The organism is Amycolatopsis sp. DSM 110486 (assembly GCF_019468465.1).
Taxonomy (GTDB): Bacteria; Actinomycetota; Actinomycetes; order Mycobacteriales; family Pseudonocardiaceae; genus Amycolatopsis.
Window position 1 is genome coordinate 4,818,654 of record NZ_CP080519.1, and the last position, 15,646, is coordinate 4,834,299.

Below are 15,646 nucleotides of genomic sequence, written 5' to 3' on the forward strand. Positions count from 1 at the left end.
GTGCCTGTCGGTTTCCTGTCGATCACTCGCCGAAGCGGGCTTCGGCGGCACCCTCCGACCTACTGTGGGCCGGGACAGTGGGAAGATCACCGATCAGGAGTTTTCATGTTCCCTCGAGTCAAGGACGTCGCACTGCTGCTCGGCCGCATTGGCGTGGCGGTGGTGTTCTTCGCCCACGGCCTGCAGAAGTGGAACAGCGGGGTCGGCGCCACCGCGGACTTCTTCGGCCAGGTCGGCGTGCCGCTGCCCACGATCGCGGCAGTCTTCGTGATCGTCCTCGAGGTGCTCGGCTCGATCGCGTTCGTCGCCGGCTTCCTGCTGCCGCTGATCGCCGTCGGCTACGTCGTGGACATGGCGGGCGCGCTGCTCTCCGTCCACGCGCCCAACGGCCTCACCGGCACGGGCGGCTACGAGCTCGTCCTGGTGCTCGGCCTGGCCGCCCTCGCCCTCGGCTTCAACGGCGGGCGGCTTTCCCTGGACCACGTTCTGTTCTGGCGCAAGCGCGAGGCCCGTACCCGTACCACCCCTATGGCCGAGCTGGAAACCGTGTAACCACAGCGTCAGCGGGCTTCGGCCAGCACCGTCCGGATGACGTGCCGGGCGGTGTTCGCCATCGTCGCGTTCGTCTCCCGGTAGTACGGCAGGGCGACCAGCGCCTGGGAAAGCGTGCGGGCCCGGCCTCGGGCCCAGGTCGCGTCGTCCACGCCGAGCGCCTCGCGGAAGACCTCCCGCGCACCCGCCGGCAGCAGGTTCCACGCGGGGAACAGATCGCAGGCCGGATCACCCGTCCCCGTGCAGCCGAAGTCGATCACCGAAGTCAGCCGGCCGTTCTCGAGCAGCAGGTTGCCCGGCATGAGATCGGCGTGCAGCCACACCGGCTCCCCGGTCCAGCCCGGCGCGCGCAGCGCCTGCTCCCACACGGCGAGCGCGGCGTCGCAGTCGATGCCCTCCTGCGGCAGGCCACGGAGTTCGCCGATCGCGGCCCGCGTCCACGGATCGAGCTCGGTGAGCGGTCCGCCGCGGTGGGCGCGCGGCGCTCGCGGCAAGGTGATGCTCCGCATCGCCGCCACGAACCCGGCCAAGTCTTCGGCCAGCGCCAGCGGCTTGGCAAGCGCTTCCGCCTCGGGGTGCTCGCCCGTGCGCCAGCCGTAGACCGACCACGGCCACGGATACCCCTCGGCGGGCTCGCCGGCCCCGACCACCTCCGGAATGGCGGTCGGCAGGCTCGGGGCGAGGCGAGGCAGCCACTCCTGTTCCAATGCGACGTCCTTCGCCCCGCTCTCGAGCAGCGGCAGCCGCACGGCCAAGTCCTCGCCGAGCCGGTACACGGCGTTGACCGTGCCGCCCGAGGGATGGCGCCGCACGGGCAGCGCCGCCCACCGCGGGAACTGCCCGGCGACCAGCCGCCGGACGAGGTCGTCGTCGAGGGGGTGCGGTTGTCCGGGGGTCATGGCACGTCATCCGACCCGGGGAAACCGTTGGCCGTCAAGCGGGTTTCCGCCGCTGACGGTCAGCCGAGGTCGGTGGTGGTGCGTTCGGCGTCGCGTTTGCGGTCGAGCTTCGCCGGGTCCGCGTGAGTGACCTGGACGAGGTGGGCGCTCGCGGCCAGGGGCACGAGGAAGCCGTCCAGGACGCCTTCGGGGATAGTCCAGTCCAAGGTGGACAGGGTGCGGTCGGTGGCGGTCAGACCCAGCTTTTCGGCGCGCGCACGGGCTTCCGCGAGAACCCCGTCCACTGTGGACGATCCGAGCGCGGGAGTGTCCCCGGGGATGGCGGACATCGGTGTGAACTGGTCGCCCGACATCCGCGCCTCGGTGAGGTAGTCGAGGGCGCCGCCCGCCGGGGGAGTGGACAGGCCCCGGCCCATCGGGTCGAGGGAGACCACGGCGACGGCCGGTGCGTCGACGGAAGCGTCCGGTCCGATGAACACCACGCGCGCGCCGTTGGGCTCGGGGACCACGCGTGCGCCGCACCACCAGGCGCCGAGCAGGATGCCGGCGGTCTGCCAGTGGGCGGGCAGCTGCACGGCGACGTCGTCGCCCGGCTCGACGTCGAACTCGTCGACGAGCCAGTTGGCGGTCTTCGCGGCCCAGTTCAGCGTGGTCGCCACCGACAGCTCGACGCGGCTGCCGAGCTGGTCGTCGTAGTGCGTGATCAGCGGTTTCGCGGGCGACGCCAGCAGCGGGCGCAGCAGCTGTTCCGTAAGACTCATGCGCCCCAGGCTAGCCGGGGCCTCAGTCGACGCAGGGCACGCCGGGGATGCCCGACTGCAGCTGCGGCGCGGGCGCGCCGGCCGCGGCCCCACCACCGCCGGTGGGCGCGCGTCCGACCAGGCCGGAGACGAACTTGCGCACCGCCGTCGGGTCGATCTCGACGATGCTCTGCCCGTCGGCGCTGCGGCCGTTGGCCGTGATCACCGGCACGGTCGTGAAGTTCAGGTCGCCGGACGCCACGCCTTTCACCTGCTGCGCGAAGTCGAGCACGTCGAGGCCGTCGTCGAGCGTGATCGAGCGGTGCACGGCGTCCATGAGGCTGCTCACCGTCGACGGGCTGGTCAGCGTGCCCGCCGACAGCACCTGGTGCAGCGCCGAGGAAAGGAACGCCTGCTGGCGCACGATCCGGTCGAGGTCGCCGTGGGGCAGGTTCTTGCGCTGGCGCACGAACGACAGCGCCTCGCCGCCCGACACCGTCTGCACGCCGCGGCGGAAGTCCGCACCCGAGTCCTTGTCCGACGTCGAGTGGTTCAGGCACACCTTCACGCCGCCGAGCGCCTCGGTGAGCAGGTAGAAGCCCAGCAGGTTGATCTCGGCGTAGTGGTCCACCCGGATCTTCGTCAGGTCCTGCACGGTCTGGACCAGTACACGCCGGCCCTCGCTGTCGGAGTCGCGCTCGATCTTCGCCTGGTCGCGCTCGCCCTTGGCGCGCTCGGCGTCGGCGAACTTGGCCTTCGCCACGCCGTACGCCGAGTTGATCTTCGCCTGGCCGCGGCCCGGGATGTCGACCCAACTGTCCCGCGGGATCGAGACGCCCGACGGCTTGCTGCCGTCCTTTGGGAAGCGCAGCAGGATGATCGTGTCGGTGTTGATCCCCGCCTTCTCCTCGGTGCGCAGCGACTTCAGCATGCTCAGCGGCAGCGGGTTGCCCTGCGCGTCGGTGCGGGCGTCGCTGCCGACGAGGAGGATGTCGGTGGCGCCGTCGTCGGCGGGCGGGGCCGGCGGTTCCCCCGCGCGGGGGGTGAGGACGTCGGTGGTGGGGACGTTGCTCTGCAGCTGGTCCTTCGTCACGTACGCGTAACCGGTGGCGCCCAGCGCCAGCACCGAGACGAGCCCGAGCGCGATCCGCCGGGTGATCCGGCCGGCGCGGCCCGGGCGGACACGCGGGGTCCGCACCGTCGGCTGCGGCAGGTCCAACCGGGGGTAGGGCGACGGCTTCCAGTCGGAAGACTGTGCCGGTTCTTCACTGTCCGTGTCCGAATCCGGCGTCTCGGCAGCTTCAGCCGGCTCGACGGCTTCGTCCGACGACGGCTCTGTCGGCTCCGCGCTCTCGGCCCGGTCCGGCTTGTCCTCGTTCTCGTCCACCCCACGTACCTCCCCATAGCCCAGCCTAGAGGCCGCCCCCGGCCGCCACGCTGAGTGCCCGACTCTAGTTGACGCAGGGCACTCCGCCGGCCGTAATCGGCGGAGCGGGTGGTGCGGCCGGCGCGCTGGGTTTGGTCGGGGTGCTCGTCACGGTCGGGGTCGACCCCGATCCGGCGCCCGCTCCGCGACGGTCCTTGCCGAGCAGCACACGCACGTGCCCGGCGGTGACGTCGGAGTCCGGCTCGGCCTCGAGGTCGCCGCCGAGGGCTTGGCGGACCAGCGCGAGCGCGGCGTCGTCGGCCGGGTTGTAGCGGATCACCGTGCTCGCCCGGGTGGACAGCTTCGTGTCGCCGGCGAGCTGGAAACCCTTGCCCTGCAACAGGGTGTGGGTCTGCGTGGCGACGTCGGCGCCGCTGCCGTCGAACAGCTCGACCGTCACGGCGCCGGCGCCGGGCAGCGTGGCGGGCGTCGAGGTGGGGGTGTCGGGTGTGCCGTCGGAGGTGAGCCGGTCGACCTCCGCCTGCACCTGGGCCGGATCGACGCGCAACACGTCGGCGCCGCCGATCACCGCGTTGCCCTGCGTGGGGATGGTGTGGAACTCGACGTTGCCGCCCGTCAGGCCGCGCATCTGCTCCGCGAACTCGGTGAGGTCCCAGCCCTCGGAAAGCACCACGGACTTCTTCACCGCGGCCACGAGTTGCGCGATCTTGCCCGGGTTGGTGAGCACGTCGCCGGAGAGGACCTTGTTGGCCAGCCCCGAGAGGAACGCCTGCTGGCGCGCGATGCGGTCGAGGTCGCCGTTGGGCAGGCCGTAGCGCTGGCGCACGAACGCGAGTGCCTGCACGCCCGAGATGCTCTGGCGGCCCGCCGGCAGGTCCACGCCGGACTTCTTCTCCTTCACGGCCTTGTTCAGGCACACGTCCACGCCGTCGATGGCCTTCGTGATCTCGTAGAAGCTCGCGAGGTTCACCTCGGCGTAGCGGTCGATCATGCCCGGCTTGCCGATGAACTTCTCCAGCGTGGCCACGAGGTTCTTGCGACCGGCCACCTTGGACTTCTCGTCGACGTCTTTGAGGTCGGCGTCGCCCTGGTTCTGCAGCGTTTTGAACGTGTCGTTGTAGGCGTACACATACGCGCTGTTGAGCTTGTGCTTGCCGAAGCCGCCGGTGATCTCCACCCACGAGTCGCGCGGGAACGAGATGGCGACCGCGTGCTCTCCGTTCTGGGGGATGTGCACCAGGATCATCGTGTCGGTCTGCTTTTCACCGTCCGCGATGCCGGCGTGGAGCATGTCGAGCACTTCGCGCGGCAGCGGGTTGCCCTGCGCGTCGGTGCGGCTGTCCTGGCCCACGAGAAGGATGTCGATGGCGCCGTCGAGCGGTTTGGCGTGCGCCTCGGGCTGGTCGAAGATCTGCGTGGTCGTGAACCCGGTCTGCGGGTCGCCGATGAACTGCCAGCCGTACCAGGTCAGCGCCAGGACCACGATCGAGAACATCGAGAGCACGACCTTGCCACCGCGGCGCAGCACCACGAGTACGCCGCGGCCCTGCGTTGCCGGTACCCGCTGCGACGGCAGCGGCGACCCAGGCCACTCGGTCACGCGTTCCTCCCCCACCCATGCCCTAGTGGGCACCGGAGTGCCTCCAGGAGACTGTACCGAGTCTCGTGTGAGTCATCCGTAGTCTGGTGGTCGGATTGCCCGGTCGGGCACGAGAAGCGGGCACGAAGGGTGGAGAAGGATGCGAGTCCTGGTCACGGGCGGTGCAGGGTTCATCGGATCGCACTACGTCCGGCAGGTGGTTTCGGGTGCCTACCCGACGCTGCGTGACGCCGAGGTCGTGGTGCTGGACAAGCTCACCTACGCCGGCAACGAGGCGAACCTCGACCCGGTCGCCGGCAGCCCCCGCCTGCGGTTCGTCCGCGGCGACATCTGCGACGCCCCCCTGGTCTCGGACCTGATGCGCGGCGTCGACCTGGTGGTGCACTTCGCGGCGGAGTCGCATGTGGACCGTTCGATCCTGGGCTCGGCCGACTTCGTGCTCACCAACGTACTGGGCACCCAGACGCTGCTGCAGGCCGCGCTGGAGGCGAGCGTCGGCAAGTTCGTCCACGTGTCCACCGACGAGGTCTACGGGTCCATCGCGGACGGTTCGTGGTCGGAAGACCACGTGCTGGAGCCGAATTCGCCGTACTCGGCCTCGAAGGCGTCGTCGGATCTGATCGCGCGCTCGTTCTTCCGCACCCACGGGCTGCCCGTGTGCGTCACGCGGTGCTCGAACAACTACGGCCCGTACCAGTTCCCTGAAAAGGTCATCCCGCTCTTCACCACCAACCTCCTCGACGGGCTGAAAGTGCCCCTCTACGGCGACGGTCTCAACGTGCGCGACTGGCTCCACGTCGACGACCACTGCCACGGCATCCAGCTCGTCGCCGACGGCGGGCGCGCCGGCGAGATCTACAACATCGGCGGTGGCACGGAGCTCACCAACCGCGAGCTCACCGGCCGGCTGCTCGACGCGGTGGGCGTCGGCTGGGAGCGGGTGGAGCCCGTGGAGGACCGCAAGGGCCACGACCGGCGCTACAGCGTCGACATCACCAAGATCAGCTCCGAGCTCGGTTACGCTCCGCGGGTGTCCTTCGAGGACGGTCTGGCGGGTACGGTGCGCTGGTACACCGACAACCGCGCGTGGTGGGAGCCGCTGAAGGGCCGCGCCGCGCTCGGCACATCCTGAACTTTTTTCGTGCTCGGCGAAGCTTTTCGTGTGGAGGTAAGACGGTGCGGCTCGCTCTGCTCGTCCCCGGCGGTTCCGGCCAGCTCGGCCGCGACCTGGCAGCGCTCGCGGGTCCCGCGGTGGAGGTGGTCGCGCCGTCTTCGGCGGAGCTGGATCTCCGCTCGGCGGGCGAGGTCGTGAGGGCACTCGACGCCCTGGTTTCCCGCGCCGCCGCCTCGGGTGCGGCCCCGGTGGTCGTGAACGCGGCGGCCTACACGGCGGTCGACGCGGCCGAGCAGGATGAGGTTCGCGCGTTCGGCGTGAACGCCGACGGGCCGCGGGTGCTCGCCGCGGTGTGCTCGTCGCGGCGGGTGCCGCTGGTTCACGTGTCCACGGACTACGTGTTCCCGGGCGACGCTTCGCGGCCGTACGAGGTCACGGACGAGCTGGGGCCGAAGAGCGCATACGGGCGGACCAAGGCGGCCGGCGAGGACGCGGTGCTCGGATCCGGCGCGTCGGCCTGGGTGGTGCGGACGAGCTGGGTCTACGGCAAGAGCGGGGCCAACTTCGTCAAGACCATCCAGCGGCTGGAGGGCGAGAAGGACCAGCTGACCGTGGTGGACGACCAGGTCGGATCGCCGACGTGGTCCGCGGACCTGGCCGGTGGGCTGGTGGAGCTGGCAGGGCGGATCGCGGCCGGCGAGGGTCCGTCGTCGCGGGTGCTGCACTGCACCGGCGAGGGCGAGGTGACGTGGTGCGGGTTCGCGAAGGCGATCTTCGAGGAGATCGGCGCGGATCCCGAGCGGGTGCGGCCGTGCACGACCGAAGAGTTCCCGCGCCCGGCGCCGCGGCCCGCGTATTCGGTGCTGTCCAACGCATCCTGGCGCGAGGCGGGGCTGACGCCGTTGCGGCCGTGGCGCGAGGCGCTGGCGGAGTACTTCCGGAGCTGACTCGTGAGTGGCGCGCGCCGGTTCCGTCGGCGGGCGCCACTCACGAGCGGATCAGCGGCCGGCGGCCCGGCGGTAGGCCTCGACGGTCAGCGTCGCGCAGTTGCGCCAGGTGAAGCCGGCGGCGTGCGTGCGGCGGGCTGTGGACGTGGCCGTCGCGTGCGGATCGAGCACGGCTTGCCGCAACGCCGTCGCCAACCCGTCGACGTCGTCGTAGGGCACGAGCGTCGCACACGGACCGGCTACTTCCCGCAGCGCCGGAATGTCCGTGCAGACCACGGGAATGTCGGACGCCATGGCCTCCAGCACCGGCAGTCCGAAGCCCTCGTCGCGTGACGGCAGCACCAGCGCGGCCGCCCCGGCGACGACGGTCCTGAGGTCCACATCGGACAGATAGCCCGTCTGTCCGGAGCGCGGCAGCCGCGGGAACGGGCCCGGCCCGGCGAATACGAGCGGCGGCAGATCGGGCGCCGACGCGTGCGTGCGGGCCAGCCAGTCGAGGCCCTTGCGCGGCCCGGCGGCGCCGGCGAACAGCAGGTACTTCTCGGGCAGGCGAAGCTTCGCCCGCTGGCCGTCGTCCGGCGGGCGCGCGGTGAACCACGCCGGGTTCACGCCGAGCGGGGTGACGACGATCTTGTCGCGCGAGACGTCCAGGCGCTCGGCCACCGAGTCGGCGACGGCCGAGGTGGGTGTGCAGATCACGTCGGCGCGGCGGGCGCCGCGGCGCACCAGCTCCGGCAGCGTCCGGTCGGACGGCGCGAGCTCACCGGGTTCGTCGAGGAACGCCAGGTCGTGGATGGTCAGCACGCCGGCGGCGCGCAGGCGGCCGGGGAGGACGAAGTTGGTGCCGTGGACGACGTCGGTGGGGCCGGCGAACAGCTCGACCGGCGGGAGCTCGGAACGCAGCCACGCGCGGCGCAACAGCCGCGCGGGCACCGGCATGCCGCGCGCCCGCGCGCCGTGGGGCAGGACGCCGCGCAGCTTTCGCCAGCCGCGCAACGTGAACGCCACTGCGCGAGGGTCCACTTCGGACATCGACGCCAGTTCCTCGCTCAACGCCGCCGTGTAGCGGCCGATGCCCGTGCGGGAGCCGAGCAGCGGGGTGCCGTCGAGCAGCACGCGCAGCGGTCGGTCAGCCACGGCGCAACCGTTGCCGGGCGACCTTCACGACGCGGCCGCCGACGCGGCGGGCCAGCTCGCTCGCGCCGCCCTGCGCGAGGTACTCGCGGACGAGGTCGACGTCGCGGCGGACCAGGGCCGTGCCGCGAACCGGGGCGGTGGTCGTGAGGTCCGCGGTGCCCGGCAGCCGGTCGGCGGCGGGCCGCGGGTTGCGGCAGAACTCCACCAGGGGCTTCAGCGCCTCCGGCCACGCGTAGCGGCGCGCGACCTCGGCGATCCGCTCGACGCAGCCGGCCGCGAACTCCTTGTCGTACAGCGACTTCTCCAGCGCGGCCGCCAGCGCCTCCGCGTCCTCGGCCGGCACGACGACTCCGAGCCGCTCGGTGCGGACGAGGTCGGCGAACGCGTCGCCGTCGGTGGTGACGATCGGCAGGCCCGCCCACAGGTAGTCGAGCACGCGCGTGCGGAAGGCGAACGTGGTCTCGACGTGCTCGTAGTGCGTGGTCACGCCGCAATTGGCGTCGAGCAGCCAGTTCTGGCGCTCGCCGTATGGGACCCACTGCTCGTTGAAGAACACGTGCTTGTCGGTGAGGCCCAGCGAGTCGGCCAGGCGGATGGTGCGCGCGCCGATGTCCATCTCGGCGACCTCGGGGTTCGGGTGCTTCATACCCAGGAACACGAGCCGCGCGTCGTCCCGGTTCTGGCAGAGCAGATCCATCGCGCGGATGAGCGTGAGCGGATCGAACCAGCTGTACACGCCGCCGGCCCACAGCACCACACGGTCGGACTCGCCGAGACCGAGCGACGCGCGCAGGCCGGGGCCGGTGCGCACGGGTTCCTGCGGCGAAAGGCCGAACGGCACCACGGCCAGCAGTGACTGCGTGGTCGGGTCGGCGTCGTAGAGCCGCGGCGACAGCCGGCCCAGCGCGGCGAGGTGGCCCAGCCAGAAGTGGCGCTGCCGCTCCGACGCGCAGAGGAAGAAGTCGGCGCGCTCCAGCTGTGCGTCGAGGACCTTCGTGACGCCCGCGAGGTCGAGGGCGCGCTGGTCGTCGGCCACGCCCTTGCCCTGCTCCAGAAGCTCGAGGTGCATGGGGTCGTAGACGTCGGCGACCACGATCTTGTTCGCGTGCTGCTTCTTCAGCGTCGGCGCGAGTTCCAGGACGTGGCCTTGCAGGATGATCACGTCGGCCCACTCGACGGGCGCGTCGAGGTCGCGGAACTTGCCCGAGCTGATCTTGAACGCGGCGGGTGGTGGCGAGAGCAGCGGGTTGGTGGTCATCAGGTGCACTTCGTGCTCGGCCGCGAGCGTCGAGGCGATGTTCCACGCGCGGATCGCCGGGCCGGCCATGCGCTCGGTGATCGAGTCGCCCGTGAGCACGAGGATCTTGCGGCGCTGGCCGAACACGGCCTCGATGCCGAAGGCTTCCACGAGGATGTCGTGGGCGCGCAGGTAGTCCGGCAGGGGATACGCGGGCTCCAAAGCCTTGCGCAGCAAGGGAAGCAGGTCGGCGTCGGTGCGGACGCGGGCGGCCTGCTCCTCGGCGCGCGACTCGGCGAGCGACGGCATCATCTCCACGAACCGGTCGATGGCCAGCACGCCCGCGACCGTCGTCCGGGGCACCGCGAGGTCGCCCGTCTCGACCGGGCCGACACCCTTTTCGAGGTTGAGCTGCTCGGGGTCCAGCCCGCCGCGGGCGGTGGCGCGGCGCACGGCCAGCGCGAGCGCCGCGGGCAGGGCCTTGGCCAGCGACTCGTCGGAGAGGTTCTTGTAGAGCGCGGCGAGCGCGTTGCGTTCCAGCAGGAAGGTCTCGCGGCCGGTCTCGGGTGCGTCGACGGCCGACATCGTGCCGTGGTGGCGGTGATACGCCAGCGATTCCGGCACGTAGCGCACGCGCCAGCCGCGCAGGTTCAGCCGCCAGCCGAGGTCGACGTCCTCGTAGAACATGAAGAATCGTTCGTCGAAGCCGCCGAGCTCGGCGAACACCGAAGCGCGCACGAACATCGCCGAGCCGGTGCCGAAGAGGACGTCCTTGGCGACGTCGCGCTCCGCCTCGGGCACGTCGGCCAGCGGGCTGCCCGCGTGACGCTTGTAGCCCATGCCGAACCAGGTCAGGCCCGCGTCGACGAAGTCGGTGCCGGTGCCGTCCCAGTCGACGACCTTGCTGGCCACCGCCGCGACGGTCGGCTGCGCCCGCAGCTCCGCGACGGCCGCGGAGACCCACGTGGGCGCCGGGCGGGCGTCGTTGTTGAGGAAGGCGAGGACGGTGCCGCCCGCGTGCTTCGCGCCGAGGTTGCAGCCCCCGGCGAAGCCGCTGTTCACGGGCGACTCGATCAGCGTCACGTCCGGCACGGCGGCGCGGATGCGCTCGGCGTCGTCGCCCCCGGAGGCGTTCTCGACGCAGATCAGCTCGACGTGCTCGTAGTCCAGCTCGGCCGACAGCGCGCGAAGGCAGGTGATCGTGTCTTCGGCGCCGCGGTAGTTCACCACGATCACCGAGACGAGCGGTTGAGGTTCCCCCAGCGCCAAAACGAGCTCCTGTCCGTGGTGTCGGGCCTGACCCAGCTTAAAGGCCCGCCCAGGCGTCCCAGATCGCCCCTCGGCCGAGGGTGGTGATCGCGCCTGTGCGTCTGCGGGAGCGCAGGGTGGCGGGGAGCTTGATCGCGACTTCGGCCAGCACGCGAGCGCGAAGGCCGACGTGGAAGTTGGCGGCGTCGGGCTTGCTGCGGCGGAGGGGGAGCAGGGCGGTGATCAGGGCGAAGCGCACGATTTCGCGCACGGCGATCGCGGCCGGAGCGCAGCGCAGGAGCATGAGGAGACGGTTGCGTTCGTTCCAGCGGTGGAACAGGGGTGAGCCGGGTTTCGTGCTCGCGCCGTGGAGGTGGCGGACGCGGGCCTTCGGGGCCGAGACGACGTGCCACCCGGCCAGGCGCAGGCGCCACGCGGTGTCGGTGTCTTCGTAGTAGCAGAAGAAGCTCGCGGGGACGCCGCCGACGGCGCGCACGGCGTCGGCCCGCAGGAGTGCGGCGCCGCCGCAGAAGCCGAAGACCTCGTCGACGGGTTCGGTGAGGTCGGCGCCGTGGCCGTCGGCGGTGAGGCGGACGCCGGTCGACTGCGTGGTGCCGTCGGCGAGCTCCAAGTGGCTCGTGACGGCGGCGGCGAGCGGCTGTTCGTCGAGGGTGTCTTCGAGCTCGGCGAGCCAGGTGGGTTCGGGCGCGGCGTCGTCGTTGAGCCAGGCGATGGCCGGGGTTGTCGTGCGGTCGAGGGCCACGGCCATCGCGCCCGCGTAGCCCGTGTTGCGCCTGAGGCGGATGACCTGCGGTCTCGACGGGTGGGCCGCCAGGAGGGCGGCCGTGCCGTCGTCGGAGGCGTTGTCGATCACGAGCGTCCGATGTGGACGCGTCTGGGCGGCGAGGGCGTCGAGGCAGGCCTCGACGTGAGCCGCGCCACGCCAGGTGACCACGACGACGGTGCTGCCGGTTTCCGCGCTGGTCACCTGGGTGAGAATAGCGGCGTGCCCGAACTGGTAGTGCTCGCCGAGCAGCTGCTCGCCCCCGTCCCGGGTGGTACGGGCCGGTACACCGCCGAACTGCTGCCCGCGCTGGCGCGCACCGCGCCGCCGGGTTGGACGGTGTCGAGCGTGGTCGCGCGCCACGCAGACGTATCGCCTGCCGTTGTCGAAGGCGTCGAGGGGCCGCGCGCGCTCCCGGTTCCGCCGCGCGCCCTGGTCGGCCTGTGGCAGCTCGGCGTGCCCTGGTGGCCGGGCGGCGACGCGGTCCACGCGCCGACGCCCTTCGCGCCCCCGCGCCCGCCCGCGGGCCGCACGCTCACCGTGACCGTCCACGACACCGTGCCGTGGACCCACCCCGAGACCCTCACCGCCCGCGGCGTGAGCTGGCACCGGTCGATGATCGCGCGAGCCGCGCGTCGGGCGTCGACCTTGATCGTGCCGACGCGAGCGGCGGCCGACGAGCTGGCCGTGCTGGTGGACGTGACCGTGCCGGTGCGCGTCGTGCCCCACGGCGTGACGGTGCCTCAGGGACAGGCGGCGCTGGACCTGCCGTCGAAGTACGTCCTGGCCGTCGGCACGATCGAGCCGCGCAAGGGCATCGACGTGCTGGTGGACGCCGTCGCCGCGGTGGGCGATGTCGCCTTGGTGCTCGCCGGGCAGCCCGGCTGGGGCGGCATCGATCCGGTGCAGCTCGCGGCTTCGCGCGGCCTGACGGACGTGCACGTCCTGGGCAAGGTCACGGACGCGGAACTGGCTACGGCCCTGCGCGGCGCGAGCGTCCTGGCCGTGCCCAGTTTGGCGGAGGGCTTCGGGCTGCCGGTTTTGGAGGCCATGGCTTCCGGAGTGCCGGTGGTGCACACGGACGTGCCGGCGCTGGTGGAGGTCGCCGGTGGCGCGGGGGTGGTCGTGCCGCGGGGTGATGCGGTGGCGTTGGCGGCCGGGTTGCGTGAGGTGCTCGGGTCGCCTTCGCGGGCGGCGGAACTGGTGCGGCTCGGCCGCGACCGCGCGCGCGAGTTCACGTGGCGCGCCGCGGCGGAAGCGGTGTGGGCGGCGCATCGGAAGCGAACCTGAGTCACCTGCGAGATCGGGTCACGCACTGTCAGTTCGTCGGTTCCTTACTTGCTCGCTGGGTGATCGCCGTACTCTGCTCACGTGACCGGTGATCCCCGTGTGTTGATCGACGCGACCGCGGTGCCCGCGGATCGGGGTGGCGTCGGCCGGTACGTGGACTCGCTCGTCGCGGCGTTGGACCAGGACGGCGCGCGGCTGACGGTCGTGTGCCAGCCCCGTGACCTGTCGCTGTACGACCGGCTCGCCCCCGGCGCGCGCGTGGTGCCCGCGTCGCCCGCGACCTCCACCCGCACGGCCCGTCTGACCTGGGAACAGGCGACGTTGCCGCGGCTCGTGCGCCGGCTGGCGGCCGACGTCGTCCACTCGCCGCACTACACGATGCCCCTCGCGAGCGGCGCGGCTTCGGTCGTGACGCTGCACGACGCGACGTTCTTCACCGACCCCGTGCTGCACTCGTCGGTGAAGGCGCGGTTCTTCCGCGCGTGGACCGTGGCCGCGCTGCGCCGCGCGACGCTGTGCGTCGTTCCGAGCCAGGCGACGGCGCTGGAGCTGGGCCGCGTGACCCCCGTCCGGCACGCGGAACTGGAAATCATCCACCACGGCGTGGACACGGAACGCTTTCACCCGCCGTCCCCCGAGGAGATCGCCGCGGCTCGCGCGGCCGTCGGCATCGGGCGGACGCCGTACATCGCCTTCCTCGGGGCGCTCGAGCCGCGCAAGAACGTGCCGGCGCTGATCCGCGGCTACGCCCGGGCGATGTCGGGCGAGCGCGACGCCCCCGCACTGGTGCTCGCCGGCCAGCCGGGCTGGGACACACAGGTCGAACGCGCACTCGACGCCGTGCCCCACCGCCTGCGCGTGATCCGCGCCGGGTACCTGCCCTTCGGGACTCTCGCGGGCTTCCTGGGCGGCGCCGAACTGGTCGCCTACCCGTCCCTGGGCGAGGGCTTCGGCCTGCCCGTGCTCGAAGCCATGGCCTGCGGCGCCGCTGTCCTCACCACCCGCCGCTTGTCGCTACCGGAAGTCGGCGGCGACGCCGTGGCCTACTGCGGCGTCGGCGCGGGCGACGTGGCCGCCGCGATCACCGAACTCCTCGCCGACCCGTCCCACCGCGCCTTCCTCTCGGCGGCCGCCCAGCAACGCGCCAAGGACTTCTCCTGGGCGACGACGGCGGAGCGTCATCGGGAGGCGTATGGGAAGGCTTGGGATCGGCACCGCCGAATGCACTGACCGGCGCGGTTGAACGCTGCGCGGGTGCTCGCCGAAATCGGCGGCAGGGCGAACGGCGTCGTGTCCCGAAGACCGCCCGGCCCGCCCCGCATCACCCTCGGTGACGGGGTCGATGCGTGCCCGTAGCCGTGTGTGAGCAGGGGACAATGGGTGCCGTGACTGAGCAGCGCAGCTACGGCGACAATCTGGCCGTCGTGACCGTGACCTACTTTCCCGGCGACATGCTCGAGAAGTTCCTCGACACGCTGGAAAAGGCGACCGACCGTGAGGTCCGTGTGGTGGTCGCGGACAACGCGTCCACGGATGGCGGGCCCGAGAAGGCGGCGGAGCGCGAGAACGTCCGGCTGGTCAGCATCGGCGAGAACGTCGGGTACGGCACGGCCGCCAACCGCGGCGTGGCGGCGCTCGACGACAGCTATGGGTGGGTCGTCGTGGTCAACCCGGACCTGGAGTGGGAGCGGGGGTCGCTGGACGCGCTCCTCGAGGTCGCGAAGCGGTGGCCGCGTGGGGGTGCGTTCGGGCCGTTGATCCATGACCTCGACGGGACCGTCTACCCGTCCGCTCGTCTTCTGCCGTCGTTCGGGCGGGGGATCGGGCACGCCGTCTTCGCGAAGGTCTGGCCGGGCAACCCGTGGACGCGCCAGTACCGCCAGGAGAACGCCACGCCGCAGGAGCGCACGTCCGAGTGGCTGAGCGGTTCGTGCCAGCTGTTCCGGCGCGAGGCGTTCGACTCGGTCGGCGGCTTCGACACGCGCTACTTCATGTACTTCGAAGACGTCGACCTCGGCGACCGCCTGGCGAAGGCCGGCTGGCTGAACGTCTACGCGCCCTCGTCGAGCGTGATGCACATCGGTGGCGTGTCCACGGCGCGCGTGTCGAAGAAGATGCTGCGCGCGCACCACGCCAGCGCCTACCGCTACCTCGCCGACCGGCACCAGGGCGTGCTGTGGAAGCCCGTGCTGGCGGCGGTGAAGCTCGGGCTGGCCGTTCGCGTCAAGCTCGAGGGCGCGTGATCACAGCCCGTCGAGACGCCGCGAAAGGTTCGACCGGCCGCTGCTCTGCTTGATCGTCGGCACCAGCCCGGTCAGCTCTTCCTCGGCAGGCTCCCGCAGGGGACTCGGCACGGGCGCGGCCTGCGGGCGCGCCACCAGCGGCGTGGTCACCTGCGCGGCCGGCACCTCCAGCGGCGTGGTCGTGCTCGCCTTCGCCAGCGGATGCTCGTCGTTCTCCTCGATCAACGACGCCGGCAGCTGCGTCGTCGTGTCGGGATCCTGCTGGTCGAGCTCCGAGACCACGGATCTCGGGATTTGCTGCGTGTTGGAGGCGTCCATCGGCGATGTCATGTTGTCCGGCGTCACCACAAAGGCGCCGCGGGAACGTGCGCGTGCGAGCAAAGCGTCCGCGCGATCGCGGGGGTCCATCCCCTCGGCCTCCCGACTGACCCGGGGCCTCTGGGGAAAGGCCCACCTGTTTCCTGTCTA

14 protein-coding genes are annotated in these 15,646 nt (G+C 71.7%); 6 read left to right on the forward strand and 8 right to left on the reverse strand.

The window, feature by feature from the left end:
- Window positions 1–105: 105 nt before the first annotated feature.
- Window positions 106–552 (forward strand): DoxX family protein, encoded by a 447-nt coding sequence (locus K1T34_RS23535; RefSeq protein WP_220246361.1) that lies wholly within the window; start codon window positions 106–108, stop codon window positions 550–552.
- Window positions 553–560: 8 nt separating this feature from the next.
- Here the strand turns inward: K1T34_RS23535 and K1T34_RS23540 are convergent, their stop codons facing one another.
- From K1T34_RS23540 to K1T34_RS23555, 4 genes are all read right to left on the reverse strand, one after another.
- Entirely contained in the window at window positions 561–1,451 is an 891-nt protein-coding gene (locus tag K1T34_RS23540; protein ID WP_220246362.1) for an aminoglycoside phosphotransferase family protein, read from the reverse strand.
- 59 nt (window positions 1,452–1,510) lie between these two features.
- On the reverse strand, window positions 1,511–2,212 hold the full coding sequence (locus K1T34_RS23545) for a TIGR03089 family protein (RefSeq protein WP_220246363.1): 702 nt from the start codon (window positions 2,210–2,212) through the stop codon (window positions 1,511–1,513).
- Window positions 2,213–2,234: 22 nt separating this feature from the next.
- Window positions 2,235–3,578 carry an LCP family protein gene (locus K1T34_RS23550; RefSeq protein ID WP_220246364.1) on the reverse strand — a complete coding sequence of 448 codons (1,344 nt, stop codon included), beginning with the start codon at window positions 3,576–3,578 and terminating at the stop codon, window positions 2,235–2,237.
- A 64-nt stretch (window positions 3,579–3,642) separates the two neighbouring features.
- Window positions 3,643–5,178, reverse strand: a complete 1,536-nt coding sequence (locus K1T34_RS23555; protein ID WP_220246365.1) for an LCP family protein — start codon at window positions 5,176–5,178, stop codon at window positions 3,643–3,645.
- A 139-nt stretch (window positions 5,179–5,317) separates the two neighbouring features.
- Between K1T34_RS23555 and rfbB the strand changes: the two genes are divergently transcribed.
- A complete protein-coding gene (gene rfbB / locus K1T34_RS23560; RefSeq protein WP_220246366.1) occupies window positions 5,318–6,310 on the forward strand; it encodes a dTDP-glucose 4,6-dehydratase in 993 nt (330 codons plus the stop codon).
- 44 nt (window positions 6,311–6,354) lie between these two features.
- The gene (gene rfbD, locus K1T34_RS23565) at window positions 6,355–7,239 is read left to right on the forward strand and encodes a dTDP-4-dehydrorhamnose reductase (RefSeq protein WP_220246367.1); all 885 of its coding nucleotides are present in this window, start codon (window positions 6,355–6,357) and stop codon (window positions 7,237–7,239) included.
- 51 nt (window positions 7,240–7,290) lie between these two features.
- Here rfbD and K1T34_RS23570 read toward each other — a convergent pair whose 3' ends face one another.
- From K1T34_RS23570 to K1T34_RS23580, 3 genes are read right to left on the reverse strand one after another with little or no spacing between them, the layout of a single operon-like run.
- On the reverse strand, window positions 7,291–8,376 hold the full coding sequence (locus K1T34_RS23570) for a glycosyltransferase family 1 protein (RefSeq protein ID WP_220246368.1): 1,086 nt from the start codon (window positions 8,374–8,376) through the stop codon (window positions 7,291–7,293).
- A complete protein-coding gene (locus K1T34_RS23575) occupies window positions 8,369–10,882 on the reverse strand; it encodes a glycosyltransferase (protein ID WP_220246369.1) in 2,514 nt (837 codons plus the stop codon). Before K1T34_RS23575 ends, K1T34_RS23570 begins: the two co-directional genes overlap by 8 nt.
- Before the next feature lie 37 nt (window positions 10,883–10,919).
- Window positions 10,920–11,849 (reverse strand): glycosyltransferase family 2 protein, encoded by a 930-nt coding sequence (locus K1T34_RS23580; RefSeq protein WP_220246370.1) that lies wholly within the window; start codon window positions 11,847–11,849, stop codon window positions 10,920–10,922.
- Between the two features lie 18 nt (window positions 11,850–11,867).
- On the opposite strand from K1T34_RS23580, the gene K1T34_RS23585 reads away from it, so the two are divergent.
- The 3 genes from K1T34_RS23585 (at window position 11,868) to K1T34_RS23595 (ending at window position 15,178) form a co-directional block, all read left to right on the forward strand.
- Window positions 11,868–12,935 carry a glycosyltransferase family 1 protein gene (locus K1T34_RS23585; protein WP_220246371.1) on the forward strand — a complete coding sequence of 356 codons (1,068 nt, stop codon included), beginning with the start codon at window positions 11,868–11,870 and terminating at the stop codon, window positions 12,933–12,935.
- 99 nt (window positions 12,936–13,034) lie between these two features.
- Window positions 13,035–14,165 (forward strand): glycosyltransferase family 1 protein, encoded by a 1,131-nt coding sequence (locus K1T34_RS23590; protein WP_220247369.1) that lies wholly within the window; start codon window positions 13,035–13,037, stop codon window positions 14,163–14,165.
- Between the two features lie 155 nt (window positions 14,166–14,320).
- Window positions 14,321–15,178 (forward strand): glycosyltransferase family 2 protein, encoded by an 858-nt coding sequence (locus K1T34_RS23595; protein ID WP_255638667.1) that lies wholly within the window; start codon window positions 14,321–14,323, stop codon window positions 15,176–15,178.
- Here the strand turns inward: K1T34_RS23595 and K1T34_RS23600 are convergent, their stop codons facing one another.
- The gene (locus tag K1T34_RS23600) at window positions 15,179–15,586 is read right to left on the reverse strand and encodes a hypothetical protein (protein ID WP_220246373.1); all 408 of its coding nucleotides are present in this window, start codon (window positions 15,584–15,586) and stop codon (window positions 15,179–15,181) included. It abuts the gene before it with no gap.
- Window positions 15,587–15,646: the final 60 nt, after the last annotated feature.